This window comes from Mesorhizobium sp. WSM3864, from assembly GCF_002294955.1.
In the GTDB taxonomy this organism is placed as follows: domain Bacteria; phylum Pseudomonadota; class Alphaproteobacteria; order Rhizobiales; family Rhizobiaceae; genus Mesorhizobium.
This window is the reverse complement of sequence record NZ_NSGD01000007.1, coordinates 162648-178629: the sequence shown is the minus strand read 5'-3', so window position 1 is coordinate 178629 and position 15982 is coordinate 162648. Positions and strand designations below refer to the sequence as shown.

The window sequence follows — 15982 nt, the reverse complement described above, 5'->3', positions numbered from 1 at the left end:
ACGATGCCGCACTACGAACGTATATTGATCACCGGCGCCGCTGGCCGGCTCGGCTCGCAATTGCGCAAGGGACTGGTGCCGCTGGCAAGCAATATCCGCCTGGCGGGCCGCGGGCCGTTCAGCGATCTTGCGCCTTATGAAGAAGAAGCCGTCTTCGATCTTGCCGACATGGAGGCGACCATCGCAGCCACCAAGGACTGCGATGCGATCGTGCATTTCGGCGGCGCGCCGCTCGAATGCGAGTGGCAGACCATCCTCGATTCCAGCATTCGCGGCTCCTACCACATCTATGAAGGCGCCCGGAAACACGGCGTGAAGCGCGTCGTCTACGCTTCCTCGGTGCATGCCATCGGCTATCACGAGATCGAGGCGCATATCGGCGTCGACGCGCCGGTGCGCCCCGACAGCCTCTATGGCGTGTCGAAAAATTTCGTCGAAAGCCTCAGCCGGCTTTACTGGGACAAGTTCGGCATCGAGACGGTGTGCCTGCGCATCTTCTCGTCTTTCCCCGAGCCGGCAGACCGGCGCATGCTGTGGTCGTATCTTTCCTTCGCCGACTGCGTGCGCCTGGTCGAGGCATCGCTGACGGCGCCGCGCGTCGGCCACACCATCTCGTTCGGCCTATCCAACAACAAGCTGAAGATGGTCGACAACAGCGGCGCCGATCATCTCGGATTCATCCCGCAGGACAGCGCCGAACCGTTCCGCGCCGCCGTCGAGGCGAAGACTCCCGTTCCCGACCCAAAGAGGCCGTCGGTGAAATATCTCGGCGGCTGGTTCTGCGAACTCGGTCATCCGGACGACAAGCCCGAATGACCATGCCTCGCAAGCAGGTCAGTTCGGAAAATGCCGACTGACCCAGCCGACATGGGCGCTCCCATGGCAATCGATGGTTCAGTCCCGTGGCCGCACCTGCGGCAGCGCGGCCTCGAGCGACCGTTCGAACGCGTCAACCAAAGCATCGACCTGAGCCTCGCTAATGATCAGCGGCGGACAGAAAGCGATCGCATCGCCCATGTTGCGCGAGATCACGCCGTTGTGCTGCATGAACCCATTGACCAACGCGCCGAGAGCGGTCGGCTTCCCCCATGGCGCCTTGCTCGCCTTGTCGGCGACCAGCTCGACGGCGGCGATCAGGCCGACGCCACGCAATTCGCCCACCAGTGGATGGGAACCGAGCTTGCGCAGCCTGGCCTGCAAATGCGCGCCGACCCTGCGCGCATTGCCGACAAGGTCGCGCTCCTCGATCAGCTTGACGTTTTCCAGCGCGACGGCCGCGGCGACAGGATGACCGCCGCCGGTGAAGCCGTGGCCGAAGGTGCCGATGCGATCGCTCTCGTCGGCGATCGGTTCGAAAACCTTGTCGTTGATCAGCAGCGCCGAGATCGGCAGGTAGGACGACGAGATCTGCTTGGACAACACCATGATGTCGGGCTTGATGCCGAAGGTCTGCGAACCGAACATCTCGCCGGTGCGGCCGAAGCCGCAAATGACCTCGTCGGCCACTAACAGGATGTCGTATTTCGACAGCACCGCCTGGATTTTTCCCCAATAGCCGGCGGGCGGAACGACGACGCCGCCGGCGCCCATGATCGGCTCGCCGATAAAGGCGGCGATGGTTTCCGGCCCCTCTGCGAGGATCAGTTTTTCCAGGTCGTCGGCCAGACGGCTGGAAAACTGCTCCTCGCTTTCGCCGGGCTCGGCATCGCGCCAATGGTGCGGCGTCGAGGTGTGCAGGATATTGGCGATCGGCAGGTCGAAGGACAGATGATTGTTCGGCAGCCCGGTCAGGCTTGCCGACGCGATGGTGACGCCATGATAGCCGCGCTTGCGGCTGATGATCTTTTTGCGCGCCGGCTGGCCGAGCGCGTTCGACCGGTACCAGATCATCTTGATCGCCGTGTCGTTGGCCTCGGAGCCCGAATTGGTGAAATAGGCCTTGCTCATCGGCACCGGCGCCATCTGCACCAGCTTTTCGGCCAGATCGATCAGCGGCGAATGCGCCTTCGAGCCGAAATCGTGATAGAAGGGCAGCTTCGACATCTGCCGCGTGGCCGCCTCGACCAGTCGCTTTTCCGAGAAGCCGACGGCAACGCTCCACAGGCCGGCCATCGCCTCGATATAGCGGTTCCCGGCAATGTCCTCGACATAGATGCCGTCGCCCTTTTCGATGACCAGCGGTCCCGTTTCCTGATGCTTGCGGGCATTGGTGTAGGCGTGCATGTGGTAGCGGATATCGCGGGCTTCAGGGGAATTCGGTCTGGCGTCCATGATGGCTCCTGTCTGCGAGTGTAGGACCATCTCGCTGGTCGAGAAGTCCGAAATTTGCCCTCGTGTCTGAGCTGTGATGCATCATCGCACGTTCAAGCCGCAAGAGCCGCCCTGTCAGGATCGATAGCGCCATGGGAACCTGGCGCATGGTCGGTCTCGCAAGCCGCGGCGGGCACATGATTGCCCTACAGCAATGGACAACAGCCAGATGATCCTTGAGAAAGGGCTGTGAGGTGCCGCTCGCGCAACCGAATGGGCTGGGCATGGAACGGGTTGACTGCGTGATTGCCGGTGCCGGCGTGGTGGGCCTAGCGATCGCGCGCGGCCTTGCCGCGCAAGGTTTCGACACGCTGATCCTCGAAGCGGCGGATGCCATCGGCACCGAGACGAGCTCGCGCAACTCGGAAGTGATCCATGCCGGCATCTATTATCCGCAAGGCTCGCTCAAGGCGCGGCTCTGCGTGGCCGGCCGCGAGATGCTCTATCGCTACTGCGCCGAGCGCTCGATCCCGCACCGGCGCTGCGGCAAGCTGATCGTCGCGACCGATGATGCGCAGGAGCCGGTGCTTGCCAACATTCGAGCCAATGCCGAGGCCTGCGGCCTCGGTGACTTGCGTTTCCTCTCCGCCGCCAAGGCTCACACGCTGGAGCCGGCGCTGCATTGCACCGCTGCCCTGCTTTCGCCCTCCACCGGCATCATCGACAGCCACGCGCTGATGCTCGCCCTGCTCGGCGATGCCGAGGAAGGCGGTGCGATGCTGTCGCTCAACACCCGCATCGTGTCGGGCCGGATCGAAGCCGACCGCATCGTTCTCCACACGACCAGCACGGGAATCGGCGAAGATTTCGAGATCGCCACATCGCGGCTCGTGAACGCGGCGGGCCTCGGCGCTGTCGCGCTTGCCGGCTCGATCACAGGATTCGATCGCCGGTTCCTGCCCGGGCTTCGCTACGCCAAAGGCAACTATTTTTCAGTGGCGACGCGAGCGCCCTTCTCGCACCTCATCTATCCCGTGCCGGAGCCCGGCGGGCTCGGCGTCCATCTGACGCTCGACCTTGCCGGCACGGCGCGCTTTGGGCCTGACGTCGAGTGGACCGATGCGCTCAACTACCGCGTCGACCCGGCACGCGGCACCCGCTTCTATGCTGAAATCCGCAAATACTGGCCGGAACTGGCCGACGGCAGCCTGCAGCCGGCCTATAGCGGTATCAGGCCAAAGCTTTCCGGTCCCGGCGAAGCCAACAGCGATTTCGTCATCCAGGATACCGGAACGCATGGCATCGCGGGCCTGGTCAATCTGTTTGGCATCGAAAGCCCCGGGCTGACCTCGAGCCTGGCCATCGCCGAGCATGTGACGCGCATCTTGCTGGAGCATCGCTAAGGGACATCGGAGCTCGAGCGAAAGCATGACGCTGAGAAGCCGGCTCCGGCCTGCGGACCGCCCCGAATCGCACCGGCCGCAGCAAACAATGTCCTTGCGGGCCTCGCGGCTGCTGACCATAGTTCGGGTATGAAACCAAATGTCCCAGTTAGCTTCCGCAGCACGAAATGAGTTCCGCGAAAGAATCCCTCGTTGTCGTCGAGAGCCGCCCTGGCGAGAAGGTGGGGCTGGTCGAAATCAATCGTCCCAAAGTGCGCAATGCGCTCAACCTCGAAGTGCGGGAGAAGCTGGCCGCCGCCGTGGCAGGCTTTTCCGAGGACACGGAAATCCGCTCGATCGTCATTGCTGGGCGCGGCGGCAACTTCGCTGCAGGAGCCGACATAAAAGCGTTTGAAAAGCTCGGCTCGGCCGACATGCTTCTGCAGCGCACCCATCGCTACTGGGACGCGATTGCCAGGTGCCCGAAGCCGGTCATTGCCGCGGTCGAAGGCTTCGCGCTGGGCGGCGGGTGCGAGCTTGCCATGCACGCCGACATCATCGTCGCCGCGCGGACAGCCACTTTTGGTCAGCCTGAAGTCAAGCTCGGCTTGATGCCGGGCGCCGGCGGCACCCAGCGCCTGCTCAGGGCAATCGGCAAATACAAGACGCTGATGCTCCTTCTCACCGGCGACCTGTTTTCGGCCGAGGATGCCGAGCGTGCCGGCTTGGTCAGCACGCTGACGGATGAGGGTCAGGCCTTGCAGAAAGCGCTGCAGATCGCTGAGAGGATCGGCCGTCTTCCGCCGCTGGCCGTCGAGCAGATCAAGGAGGCGGTCGTCAACGGCGAGGACGCTCCGTTGGAAACCGCCTTGCGGCTGGAACGCAAAGCCTTCCAGCTGCTTTTCGATACCGCGGACAAACAGGAGGGCATTGCCGCCTTCCTGGAGAAGCGCGGACCCTCGTTCAAGGGGCGCTGACTTGGCAGGCGCGGGAGGGGAGCCCACCAGTCGGATCGGGAAAGCCGGTGTCGTAGGCGCCGGGGTGATGGGTTCCGGCATAGCGGAGGTCCTGGCGGCGGCAGGCATCGATGTGACGATGGTCGATGATGCCCCCGGAAAGGCGGCGGCGGCCATCGAGCAAATCGCGTCGCGTCAGCGCGCCAGGGCAGCCGCCGGCAAAGTCAGCTCGGAGGTAGTCGAGAAGCTGCTCGCCCATATCGAACCTGCCGAAACACTTGGGCGACTGGCAGGCGCCGATCTGGTGGTGGAAGCTATTGTCGAACGTCTCGAGCCCAAACGTCAGCTCATCGAGGCGCTGGAGACAATCGTCAGGCCGGACGCCATCATCGCGACCAACACCTCTTCGCTGTCCGTCACGGCGATCGCTTCCGCGGCCAAGCGACCTGAGCGGATTGCCGGCTACCATTTCTTCAATCCCGTGCCCGTGATGAAACTGGTCGAGGTCATCTCAGGAGCTCACACGGCGCCTGAGGTCGAGCACACGCTGGTCGAGCTTGCGGCCCGCTTCGGCCACCGGCCCGTCGTCGCCAGCGACACGCCCGGCTTTATCGTCAATCACGCCGGCCGTGCCTTCGGCACCGAGGCCCTGGCCATGCTGCGGGAGGGCGTGGCCTCGATCGCCGAGATCGATGCGATCCTGCGCGACGCCGCCGGCTTCAGGATGGGCCCCTTCGAATTGATGGACCTCACCGGGCTCGATGTCTCCCACCCGGTGATGGAGGGTGTCTACAACCAGTTCTATCAGGATCCGCGCTACCGCCCTTCCGTCATCGCGGCGCAGCGTGTGGCGGCGGGCCTGCTCGGGCGCAAGACCGGACGCGGCTTCTATGCCTACGACGGCAACCGGCAAGCCGTTCCGCCCGCATCAACACAGCCGGCGGAGACCAGCGGGATTCCGGACCGTGTCACCGTCTTGGCCGACAATGACACCGGCGAAATGCAAAAACTGGTCGCGTCGGCCGGCGCCACTGTTTGCGGCCGCCAGGATCAGGCGCTAGGGCGGGACGGCCTCATCCTCGTAGGGTTGGAGGGGCACGATGTCGCCGGCGCCGCGATGCGTCTTGGCCTCTCACCTTCACTATGCCTCGGGTTCGATCCCTATTTCGGCCTGGACCGTCACGTCACGCTCGTCGCGTCGGCGGCGACGTCCGACAAGGCCAGGAGCGCCGCCCGCGCGCTTGTCAAACGCGCCGGCCGCAAGGCGACCCTGGTGAGCGACAGTTGCGGCGCGGTCTGCCAACGCGTCGTCGCGATGATCGTCAATATCGGCAGCGAGATCGTCGAGCAAAAGATTGCATCGGCGGCGGATGTCGACGCCGCCGTACGGCTGGGGCTCGGCTATCCCCACGGACCTCTCGAGTGGGGCAACAAGCTCGGCCCTGCCCGCATTCTGCGCATCCTGGATACGATCCATGACCGCACCCGGGATCCTCGCTACCGCGCAAGTCTTTGGCTGCGACGGCGCGCCGAATTGGGGCTTGCGCTGGAAGAATAGGCTGCCGGAAGGAGACGATTTGGCCCTAACGGTTTGGGCAGTTCAGCACTTCCGCGCGCTGAACTGCCCGTGCCAGGCCTGAGCGCCTTGCATCAGCTCGAAATGTAGGACCGATCAAATCCGGCTGTTTTGATCAGTCCCGGAAGATCGTGCAACTCGACGACCCCGTAACGGAATGAGGCCAGGGCGGTCTGACGCAACGTTTTCAACACGCGACTTACATGCACAGCCGAAAGTCCCAATGCATCGGCCAGTTCGCCCTGGGTCAGCGGGCATTCGAAGCGGGCCGGATAGCTCGTTGCCGATCGATGTGAGCGGCAGGCCAGTTCGAGAAGGAAATGGGCCGTGCGCTCAACGGCACCCCTTCTGCTGACGCTTGCCAGGTGTTCCGCAACCCTTGAATATCGATCCGCCTCAGCCCGCAGGATTGCTTCGCAGATGGACTGCGGATAACGCGCAGAACATGTACGGACGGGGCCGGCCAGCTCGATCGCGATGACGTCCGAGAGGGCCGTCACCGTATCGCCCGCTTTTCCGGCGAACTCGATCACCGCAATTTCGCGAGGAAGCGCAAAATCGACGATGAGACGTGAGCCATTCGGCAATGTCTTCGCAAATGCTGCCCAGCCGGCGATCATAATCAGAATAGAGGATTTGGTGTGGTATTCGCCTGCAATAGTCGCGTTGGCCGCATAGGTGCGGCGCACGGCTCCTGGCAGTACAGAGATTCCCCTTTCCCAGCTTGCGTCAGCAAGCGCGGGTCCTTTCACCAATCCAACTTGCTTCGATAAGTTCATTTCCCCGAATCGCCCAAGCCCATGATCCACCCCCCCGGGTCAACCTGAAGCTGCAACTATCGACTAGGCAAAAAGTTCCATCTGTCACCTCATCCGAATTGCCGCGCAGTCTACCACCTTTTGGTACAACCCTACACCCTTGGTATATTAAAGTCGCTCAGGCAGCACAGCTTTGGCTTGCAGCGCACGATGACTTCGGAACAACAGCTCGTGCCGCACCGATGCCAGCAGCATGCCGCGGCGTGCCCGCATGCCGTCGAAATGCAGCCCCACCGCACCGATCCCGCATACTGCGCCCGACAGTATCGTCTGGACCATCGCAAAGCCCCGGCGGGAGAGTCTCGTCATTACGCGCGACGCTGCGGATGCAGCGAAAAGTTGAACCGCGCTGTCGGTCCGGACAGGCTGCCCGAGAACCTGCCGCCGGAACACCGATCCTTGTCTTCGAACCTTGTTGTCAGGGGCCCCCACCCGTCGATGAGGCAAAATTGCGTCCTGCCGATTGCGTTGACGCCGGAGCCGCGGATTCAGGTCGCGGACCGGGCGCTTGCAGCTCTTGCCAAGGCGGCCCTGGGATATATCGCGTCTCGCTTTCTGGATTGTCCGTCGCGCCGACCGCGACGGTTTGCACCATTGCTCCGGCTTCCGGCTTCCGGCGCGAACGCCTGACGCTGTAGGTCTGTCGCCGCTCCTCGGCGACTTCCAGGCCGTCTATTGCCGACGCAACCAATGCGAGGCGGTCCTCGATCTGCTTCATACGCCTCCAGGTGGAAAGCAAGGCCAATGAAACGAGGACGCAATAGGCGAGAAGGGCGGCGACCGCTCCCGCCCAATTCTCGATACCCAACAATAGCAACATGACAGTGCCGATAATGACGGCAAGGGTCCCGTAGCCCAGCGGCCGGCCCTTAAGAAGAAGCATCAGCGGCAGGGTTGCCGCCAGCAGAAGAATGACCCCGGGACCGTCGAGCACCCAACCTGCAAAACTCGGAACGACTTCGCTATAAGTGTCCATGTCAACCTCAGAACTGCCGAGGCCGGCCGCTTCTCTCATCGTCAGGAGCATCCTTGACGATCGTAGCGTTGTAGTGGACCTCCCTGAAGGGCGAGAGGAAGGTGTCTCGGCGACTTCTTAAAGCTCGGAGAGGCATACGGGGTAGACCAGATCGACCTTTAGCCGAGTTACTACTCAATAATGGTAATGGCGGCGATGTCCGCGAAGCTGATATGTTTCTGCCTTACCGGTGACGCGATCGGTGAGTGGGCGCAGAAGAGCGATTTGGACATGTCGGCGGGACACCAACCCTTACGATTCATGCGTTTGAGAGCGCATAACGGCTAGCTGCCCGACCCATTTTGAAATGAACGCCATTCAGCCGACGCTGAAGGGCTGGGAGTTGTGCTGTCGATCGTGAGGATTCGGGAAATGGCCAATCCAACTGATAATCCGAGGATGATTCGGGAATTCCTGCCCCTCGACGTCAGGGAAGTCTTCGATTTCTTTCTTCGTCGGTGGAAGCTGGTGTGCGGAATTGCCGTCATCACTTTCACACTGTTTATAGCTGCCGCATACATTCTTCCGACAACATACACCGGAGTTTCTCAGATATTACTTGACGCTCCGATCGACTATATGACTCCACAGGATTACTCCAATTCAGATTTTTCTGACAATCCAACGTTCATTGAAAGTCAGATCGCTGTCTTGAGGTCTGCGTCACTTCTTCAGCAGGTCGTCGACAGCCAAAAGCTGGCGGAAGACCCCAAGATAGGACCGGGGGCATTGATATGGCTCCAGAACGCGCTGGGAGTTTCGCGCGTCGGGCTTGGCAACGTCATTGAGCTTGATGTAGGCGCCTACGATCCGGAAAAAGCGGCATCGCTCGCGAACGCGATTGCCCAGGCCTATGTAGCAGATCGAATAAGGTCCCGTTACGAAGGGGTCCAGAAGGCCTCCTCGTGGCTCAGCGATCGGGCCGCCTATCTGCGAGCGGAGCTCAGCCGTTCGGAGCAAGCTGTCCAGAAGTTTCGGATCGATCACAATTTAGTGGCGACGCAGGCGGGCAGCTTGACTGACCAGCAGCTGTCCGAGTTGAACGTCGCCCTAATCAACGCGCGCGCCGAGTTATCCGAGAAACGTTCGCAATATCAGCAAGTTAGCAAGGTACAGGCTGCCGGAGGTGACATCCAGTCGATTCCGGACGTGCTGCAGTCGGTGGTGATTAACGCGCTCAGGGCTCAGCTCTCCGGAGTGACCCGGCGGGAAGCCGACCTCAAATTGAAGTATGGCGAGCGGCATCCCGAGGTCTTGTCCGCTCAGGCCGAGCGCCGCGACATCGAGGGACAGATCGCTGCCGAAGTCCAGCGCCTGATCGGCAATCTGAAGAACGAGGTCGACGCGGCCGAAGCTCGGGAGGCTTCTCTGGCTCGCGCCCTGGACTCGGTATCCAACCGCTCCGAAATCGAAGGTCAGGTTGGCGTCCAGTTACGCGATCTGGAGAGGATCGCGGCCGCGAACAAGGAACTCTTTGAGACGTTCCTGTCACGCGCCAAGCTCACCGAAGAGAAATCCACCCTCCTCAACAGCGGCGTGCGTGTAATCACCGATGCGAGCGTTCCTGGCGCGCCAAGCTTCCCAAACAGGCCTCTTTTTGCGGCTTTGGGTGTGGTTTTCGGCATCTTCTTCGGGGGCGCCGGCGCCGTGCTGCGTGAACTCTTCGCTTCCGGCTTCATGGCAAAGAAGCAGATCGAGGAAGAATTGGCAGTTCCGGTTCTTGCGTCGATGCCAAGGATGTCAGGCTGGTCGAAAGACGTCCATGCTCAGCCTGTGGCCTATCTCGAGCGCAAACCGCTCTCCAGGTACAGCGAAGCGGTGCGGCGGCTTCGCCTCGGTATCCAGGCCACGCCGGAACTGGACCGTTCGCCGCGCCTGGTGCTCGTGACATCAGCGATGCCCGGGGAAGGCAAGACAACGCTGGCATTGAGCCTGGCTTGCTCGGCGGCTGCCGACGGCGAACGGGTTCTGGTCATCGACGCGGACTTGCGTCTTTCGGCCGCCACGGCCTTCTTCGGCATGGCTGACAAGGTCGGATTGGTCGATCTCCTGACCTTGCCGGTGAAGGCCGCAAACGCGATCCATCTGGACGAACGCTCGGGCATATCCATGCTGCCCGCAGGAGCAAGAACCCGCAACCCGCCTGCCCTTCTTGCTTCGGCGCGAATGCGCTCGCTGCTTGAGGAGGTTCGGGGAAAATTCGACACGGTGATCATTGACGCACCACCCGTCGGACCCGCGGCCGATGCCTCGATCCTGGCCAGGCATGTCGACAAGGTCGTCTTCGTCGTGAGGTGGCGGGAAACCTCGCGCGAGGCCGTTGCCGAAGGAATTCGACATCTTGGCGATCGGTCCAAGCTTGCCGGCATTGCCCTGACGATGGTGGACGAACCAAAGCTGCCCAGATACGGCCGTTACACGTCGCTCGAAAGCAGTGTCTCGGACAGTTACTACCTCAATTAGGGAAGAGACAGTATTGCGTCATGCTGCACACTAACTTCTGCAACAACGGTTTTCCTGACTCGACGGACAAAAGTCACGGCGGCGAAGCTGCGCGCTGGTGCGTGGTCCAAACGCACCAGCATTCCGAGAGCCTTGCCGAGCGGCACCTGCTGTCGCAGAACTTCCGGACCTATCTGCCCAAGCGCAGGCGAACCGTCCGGCACGCCCGCAGGGTCAGGACCGTCTCCAGCGCGTATTTCGACTGCTATCTGTTCGTCTCCCTGGCTGTCCATCAGCAGAGCTGGTACCCGATCAACTCGACCGTGGGCGTCCGAAAGCTCGTCATGAGCAAGGGCATGCCGGTACCGGCGCCTTATGGGGTGGTTGAATCCTTGATATCGGCAACCGATGAGGACGGGATTTTGCACCCGGACATCCTGTTGAGGCCGGGCCAGAAAATCAGGATCATAGACGGGCCATTTTCGGACCAGCTCGGGATTCTTGATCATGTCGGAAGCGCCGGAGCGGTCAGAATCCTTCTCGACATCATGAACCGGTCTACTCCTATCACTATTGATCGGGACAAGTTGTCGATAGTGTCTTGAAACTACTCGGTGAGTTTTTACTCACCGCTTTCGTTACACAGATGCCGAAATACTCGGCAGGGAGTGATGAGTTGGCACCCAATTCACCCTCGGTGCGGTAGCCTGCGAAGGTGATGTCAGAACCTGCGGGCCGGCACTGAGACGATTGGTCGTTCGACATCCCAGGAACACCAGCCCACCGAGGGGCTTGGACTTACCGCACGCCAGTTCCACGACGTTTCCGGCGACGACGAGCGAGTGACGCTCGCCCGCGACCAATCACGAGAAATCTCTTGCAAACACCACGCAAGTCCAAATCGGCAGCCTTCCCTCCGGCCGGGGCCGGAGACCTTCGGGATCGTCTGCAGCCGCAGCAGTATCGCCGCTGGGCTACGGAGGCCAAGGCGGAGATCGTGGCGGAAACGTTGGCGCCGGGAGCGAATGTTTCAGCGTCGGCGAAGACTGTTGGCGCGGGCGCATTGGGCAGCCACTCAGGTGCAGCGCCGTATCAAACTGACGGAGGCGCTCCTTTCAGGCCGATCGAAACGGCGCCGGCACTGCCGATTGCCAGCGAACTGTTTCGAGCACTCAATGAAGCTGGCGTGAGGTACGGAATTATTCAGGATCTCGCGTCCGTGCATAACGGATTTGCCGGACGGGATGATCTGGATGTGCTTTTGGACAAGCATGACTACCCGCTCTTCTGCTCCATCGTCTGTCAATTGCACGGCCGGCGCGGCGTGAGCCTCTCCTGCTACGACAATGTCTGTGCCGGCAGAGAAGACTGGTTCCTGCCTGACTTCACGCATGGCCGCTATCTCCATCTCGATATGCATATCGGTGCCCGCGTCGGCCGGGAATTTCGCAAGCGCTATCCGGCTTTCGATTATGCGGCGATCACGCGATGGGAGGCGATTTGCGTCGACGGAGTATCGGTTCCGGTGGTCTCTCCCGAAGACGAGCTTCGAATAGCGATTGCCCGCTTCGCCTTCCGCGCCTCGGCGCTTCCATGGAGGCAATGGATCACCCTCGACGAGGGTTGGAAGCAGCACTTTGCGCGCCTGCCGTCCACGTCGGACGAGCACGGCTTGCAGGTCGTCGACTGCACGTTTGACGGCGCAAGAACGGTGCGCTGCAGGTTCCTGCAAAGCGCCGACGGCTTGGCCGCCCACCGCGGAGATCTGGCCAGACTGCGGCGTTCGATCCGGGAAATGTGTGGTTATACGGGACGCCCCGCTATCGCCGATGCGGCGGTCCATCTGGTGCGCAAGACCTGCTATCTCGCCCTGAGATCCCTCCACCGCTTGCTGCCGGGGCGCTTTCCACCGAAGAGACGGCCCGCAGCTGGTGGATTCGTGGTGGCCTTGATAGGTCCCGATGGCATGGGCAAGAGCACTCAGGCTACCCGGCTGAGGCAGATATTCGGGTGGAAATTCGGGTGTGCCCAAGTCTATGTCGGAACTGGCGATGGCAATGGATGGCGGCTTCGCAAGGCATTGCAGACCGTCGTCTCTCCCCATAGACGGCGCCTGAAGTCCCTGGCCCAGAACGATGGCAGCGATTCCTCCGGCCGGGCTTGGTCGAAGGGAGGACTTGTCGCTGCCGCGTTGGCGTTTTGGGCGGTTTTCATCGCTTTTGAGCGATACGCTGTGGTGAAACGCGCACATCGATGGTCGACGCGCGGCATAATCGTCATTTGCGACCGGTGGCCGCAGGCGCTCGGCAGGGGATATCTGGACGGGCCGACCATTCCCGCTCGCCTGTTCTCCGTCCCAGGCCTGTCAGTTCTCGCCCGGCTTGAGCAGCGACTCTACGAGAAGATGGCGGAACGCCGCCCACACCTCGTTTTGCACCTCGTTTCAGACTTTGCGGTCTCCGAACAGCGAAAGCCCGGGGACATCAGGAAAGAAGCGTTCGACGCGCGGCTATCGCTGATGGCGGAACTGCGGGCGAAGGACAAGGATATCCGGACCGTTGACGCCAGCGCCGGCATAGAGGCCGTCGGCCAAGAGTTGTTCAGGCATATTTGGCTGTCTCTCTGAGAGGCAAATCGGGCGGTCCAACCGCCCCGCATCATCCCCGACGTGCAGCTTTTACGCGATCGCGCCGAACGACGGGCGAGCCCGGCCCGTGCCCCGAACCCGCGGAAGGCGCCCCGCGACACTCCCGCTCGATCCCCTCGATCTCTCGCCGCTCCCGGATTTCATGTCCCTGAGGTACAAGCAAATGAAGATCGTTCATGTGATCACCAGACTGCTTCGAGCCGGCTCCGAGGAGAACACGTTGGCTTGCTGTCTCGCTCAGGCGCGGCACGGCCATGAAGTGCTGTTGGTTCACGGCGCGGAATACGACCCGAGGTTACGGGCATCCCTTGCCGGAGCCCTGCGAGTGGTGACGCTGGAAAAACTCATCAATCCGATCTCGCCATCCCGCGACGTTTCCGCCTTAAGGCAGCTCACCCGCCTTATGCGTGATTGGCGGCCCGACATCGTGCACACCCATCAAAGCAAAGCCGGCATTGTCGGCCGCCTCGCTGCCAAGGAAGCCAATATCTCCGGCATCATACACGGTGTCCACATCTTGCCTTTCGTGCATGTCGGCCGCGGGCAGAGGCTGGTGTTCCTGGCCGCCGAACGCCTGGCCGCGAGGTTCACGCGCGCTTTCATCGATGTCAGTCAGGCCATGCGCGACATCTGCATCGCCAATCATCTGGGCAGCCCCGATCAGCACCATGTCGTCCATTCCGGCTTCGATCTGGCACGCTTCGCGAACGCGCGCTGGCCGCAAGATCCGCATCTGCTCCTGGGGACGGCTGCCGGGGAGCCAAAGCCGCCGGTGGTCCTGATGTTGGCCGCGCTGGAACCGAGAAAACGCCACGTCGAGTTCATTGAGGCATTCGGCAAAGTCGTTGACCGAGTTCCAAACGTGCGACTGCTCCTCGCCGGTGACGGACCGGCGCGTTCGGACGTCGAATTTGCCATTGAACGATCCCCATTCGCAAACAACATTCGCATGATCGGCTACCATAGCGAGCCCGAACGACTGATCAGCCTGGCGGACGTGTGCGTGCTGACCTCGATGCGAGAGGGATTGCCTCGCGTCATGATGCAGTATCTGGCCGGCGGTCGAGCCAGCGTGGTCTCGCATTTGCCCGGCGTGGAAGAGGTTGTTCGCCATGGCGTGAACGGAATTGTGACCCCGGCCGAGGATGTGGGCGCCGCGGCGGCGGCTGTCGCCGGTCTTCTCGAGAACCAGCAGCACCGCACTCAACTTGCCGACGGCGCGAAACGCACCGACCTGTCGTCCTGGGGGCTGGACGCCATGTGCGAAAGCGTCGAGCAGATTTATCAATCGGTGCTCGAGCCCACCCCTTCGGCCGCGAGGCCAAACGAGGCAAGAATTCGTGACCGCCTCGCCGGGCAAACCTTCGGGCTGCACGGATTTTGATCAGCCTTCGCTGCTCCGATGGAGTTCGCAATGCAGGCTTACTTCTCGAACCGTAGGAAGAACCTCGTGTCACGCTCCCGCCGGCGAATGTCGGCGGGCCCCGATGGCAGCAGGCTAGACAACCGGAGTACCGACGATGCGTATGCGTATTGACCAGCAATTTCCTCCCAAGCCTCTGCGCATGAAGGGCTGGTGCCGACGGCTAGTTTCCAACTTCGAACCCGCGGTCGGCAGCATGCTCGCAATGATCGGTGGGCTTGCCGTTGCCATTGTACTGCTCACCGCAAGTGCATCGCGCGCGGATGGATACACCTTCGACACCGGCGACATCCTGCGTGTGTCCGTGATCGGCGAACAATCCTATCCGCTGGAGGTCGTTGTCGATGATCGGGGCTCGATCTCACTGCCAATGTTGGGTGATATCAAAGCGCGCGGCCTGACCACCGTTGCCCTCTCGCAGGCCATCCAGCAAGCATTTCAGCAGCAGAAGCTGATCCTCCAGCCGTTCGTGAAAGTGGAGATCGGACAATACCGGCCATTTTTCATCTCCGGAACGGTGGCCCACCCCGGATCCTATCCGTTTCAACCCGGAATAACGGTTCGCCATGCACTCGCCATAGCAGGCGGGTTTCGCGCCAGCGCTGTGGGCAACACGGAGCCCGCCCTGGAAATAGCTGATCTGCGAAGCGCGCGCTCAAACCTGGCGCTTGAAGAATATCGCCTGAAGGTCCGTCTTGCCCGGCTCCAGGCGGAAAGTCGACTGGAAAAGTCCTTCGTCGCTCCTCCCGATTCGCCCGTCGAGTTTGGCGGGCAGTTGATTGACGGCATCATCGCGTCTGAACAGCAGCAGTTGGACGCCCGGCTTGCCGCGTATCGGGATGACGTTTCCTACCTGGAGGCCTCGCTGGATCGGGCGAAGAAGGAAGCGGCCATGCTAGCCGCGGCCAGGGAAGAACGTGAAAAGACCGCGAACATCCAACTGCAAGAACTGCAATCTGCCCGGTCTCTGCGGGAAAAGGGTTTGATAACGAACTCGAATGTGTTGACGGCGGAACGAGCACATACCAGCTATCGGGCTGAACTGGCGCAGACGGAATTGCAGCAGGAACAGGCGCAGCAGGCGATGCTGAACGCTGAAAGCGAGCTGCGAAAGAAGCACCAAAGTCACGAAATGGAATTGATCGGCCAGACCCAGGACGCGCAAGTTGAGCTCGGAAAAATCCAAAGTCAAATCAGATACGTGGCCGACAAGCTTCTCTTTATCTTCACTTACGGCGAACAGAGAACCTTCGACGACCTGCAGGGCTCGGTGAGGATTTCCATCTTCAGGCGCGACCAGAAGATCGCCCACGACATCGTCGCCGATCAAAACACGGAAGTGAGAGCCGGCGACGTCATCGAGGTTTCCGTCGTGGCCAACAAGGGGTTCTACGCTCCGGACTCTGGTATCTCTCCCAAAGTGCAAAATCCGGCCGTCCAGCGCAGCATGGTCGGCCAATAGAGCAGCAGATA

At 61.6% G+C, this 15982-nt stretch carries 13 protein-coding genes; 9 read left to right on the top strand and 4 right to left on the bottom strand.

Features of this window, described 5'->3' with window-relative positions; translation table 11 throughout:
* Positions 1 to 3 precede the first annotated feature (3 nt).
* Positions 4 to 816: an NAD(P)-dependent oxidoreductase gene (locus tag CK215_RS17155; protein WP_095831610.1), complete on the top strand. Its 813-nt coding sequence runs from the start codon at positions 4 to 6 to the stop codon at positions 814 to 816.
* A gap of 78 nt (positions 817 to 894) precedes the next feature.
* Here CK215_RS17155 and CK215_RS17150 read toward each other — a convergent pair whose 3' ends face one another.
* Positions 895 to 2271, bottom strand: coding sequence for an aspartate aminotransferase family protein (locus CK215_RS17150; RefSeq protein ID WP_095831689.1), 1377 nt, complete (start codon positions 2269 to 2271; stop codon positions 895 to 897).
* Positions 2272 to 2534: 263 nt separating this feature from the next.
* Here CK215_RS17150 and CK215_RS17145 point away from each other — a divergent pair, with 263 nt between their 5' ends.
* The 3 genes from CK215_RS17145 (at position 2535) to CK215_RS17135 (ending at position 6146) form a co-directional block, all read left to right on the top strand.
* Positions 2535 to 3653: an NAD(P)/FAD-dependent oxidoreductase gene (locus tag CK215_RS17145; RefSeq protein ID WP_095831688.1), complete on the top strand. Its 1119-nt coding sequence runs from the start codon at positions 2535 to 2537 to the stop codon at positions 3651 to 3653.
* Positions 3654 to 3820: 167 nt separating this feature from the next.
* Positions 3821 to 4609: an enoyl-CoA hydratase-related protein gene (locus CK215_RS17140; RefSeq protein WP_095831609.1), complete on the top strand. Its 789-nt coding sequence runs from the start codon at positions 3821 to 3823 to the stop codon at positions 4607 to 4609.
* 1 nt (position 4610) lies between these two features.
* On the top strand, positions 4611 to 6146 hold the full coding sequence (locus tag CK215_RS17135; RefSeq protein WP_280953082.1) for a 3-hydroxyacyl-CoA dehydrogenase: 1536 nt from the start codon (positions 4611 to 4613) through the stop codon (positions 6144 to 6146).
* 92 nt (positions 6147 to 6238) lie between these two features.
* Here CK215_RS17135 and CK215_RS17130 read toward each other — a convergent pair whose 3' ends face one another.
* The 3 genes from CK215_RS17130 to CK215_RS17120 all read right to left on the bottom strand — a co-directional run bounded on the left by CK215_RS17130 (position 6239) and on the right by CK215_RS17120 (position 7997).
* On the bottom strand, positions 6239 to 6853 hold the full coding sequence (locus CK215_RS17130) for a Crp/Fnr family transcriptional regulator (protein ID WP_067328760.1): 615 nt from the start codon (positions 6851 to 6853) through the stop codon (positions 6239 to 6241).
* 237 nt (positions 6854 to 7090) lie between these two features.
* A complete protein-coding gene (locus tag CK215_RS31340; RefSeq protein WP_170950321.1) occupies positions 7091 to 7261 on the bottom strand; it encodes a hypothetical protein in 171 nt (56 codons plus the stop codon).
* 139 nt (positions 7262 to 7400) lie between these two features.
* Positions 7401 to 7997 carry a hypothetical protein gene (locus tag CK215_RS17120; protein ID WP_141245490.1) on the bottom strand — a complete coding sequence of 199 codons (597 nt, stop codon included), beginning with the start codon at positions 7995 to 7997 and terminating at the stop codon, positions 7401 to 7403.
* A gap of 372 nt (positions 7998 to 8369) precedes the next feature.
* On the opposite strand from CK215_RS17120, the gene CK215_RS17115 reads away from it, so the two are divergent.
* From CK215_RS17115 to CK215_RS17095, 5 genes are all read left to right on the top strand, one after another.
* Complete coding sequence (locus CK215_RS17115) at positions 8370 to 10460, top strand: polysaccharide biosynthesis tyrosine autokinase (protein ID WP_095829460.1); 2091 nt, start codon at positions 8370 to 8372, stop codon at positions 10458 to 10460.
* 20 nt (positions 10461 to 10480) lie between these two features.
* Positions 10481 to 11044, top strand: coding sequence for a transcription termination/antitermination NusG family protein (locus CK215_RS17110; protein WP_095779451.1), 564 nt, complete (start codon positions 10481 to 10483; stop codon positions 11042 to 11044).
* A 272-nt stretch (positions 11045 to 11316) separates the two neighbouring features.
* Complete coding sequence (locus CK215_RS17105) at positions 11317 to 13065, top strand: hypothetical protein (protein WP_245418719.1); 1749 nt, start codon at positions 11317 to 11319, stop codon at positions 13063 to 13065.
* Between the two features lie 184 nt (positions 13066 to 13249).
* Entirely contained in the window at positions 13250 to 14470 is a 1221-nt protein-coding gene (locus tag CK215_RS17100; protein ID WP_095831607.1) for a glycosyltransferase, read from the top strand.
* 136 nt (positions 14471 to 14606) lie between these two features.
* Positions 14607 to 15971 (top strand): polysaccharide biosynthesis/export family protein, encoded by a 1365-nt coding sequence (locus CK215_RS17095; protein ID WP_245418718.1) that lies wholly within the window; start codon positions 14607 to 14609, stop codon positions 15969 to 15971.
* The last annotated feature ends 11 nt before the right edge of the window (positions 15972 to 15982 follow it).

What these genes read in the sequence shown, in the direction of transcription:
- CK215_RS17155 (WP_095831610.1), top strand. Translation starts at nt 4, where the DNA reads ATGCCGCACTACGAACGTATATTGATCACCGGCGCCGCTGGCCGGCTC.
- CK215_RS17150 (WP_095831689.1), bottom strand. Translation starts at nt 2,271, where the DNA reads ATGGACGCCAGACCGAATTCCCCTGAAGCCCGCGATATCCGCTACCAC.
- CK215_RS17145 (WP_095831688.1), top strand. Translation starts at nt 2,535, where the DNA reads ATGGAACGGGTTGACTGCGTGATTGCCGGTGCCGGCGTGGTGGGCCTA.
- CK215_RS17140 (WP_095831609.1), top strand. Translation starts at nt 3,821, where the DNA reads ATGAGTTCCGCGAAAGAATCCCTCGTTGTCGTCGAGAGCCGCCCTGGC.
- CK215_RS31340 (WP_170950321.1), bottom strand. Translation starts at nt 7,261, where the DNA reads ATGGTCCAGACGATACTGTCGGGCGCAGTATGCGGGATCGGTGCGGTG.
- CK215_RS17120 (WP_141245490.1), bottom strand. Translation starts at nt 7,997, where the DNA reads ATGAGAGAAGCGGCCGGCCTCGGCAGTTCTGAGGTTGACATGGACACT.
- CK215_RS17115 (WP_095829460.1), top strand. Translation starts at nt 8,370, where the DNA reads ATGGCCAATCCAACTGATAATCCGAGGATGATTCGGGAATTCCTGCCC.
- CK215_RS17110 (WP_095779451.1), top strand. Translation starts at nt 10,481, where the DNA reads ATGCTGCACACTAACTTCTGCAACAACGGTTTTCCTGACTCGACGGAC.
- CK215_RS17100 (WP_095831607.1), top strand. Translation starts at nt 13,250, where the DNA reads ATGAAGATCGTTCATGTGATCACCAGACTGCTTCGAGCCGGCTCCGAG.
- CK215_RS17095 (WP_245418718.1), top strand. Translation starts at nt 14,607, where the DNA reads ATGCGTATGCGTATTGACCAGCAATTTCCTCCCAAGCCTCTGCGCATG.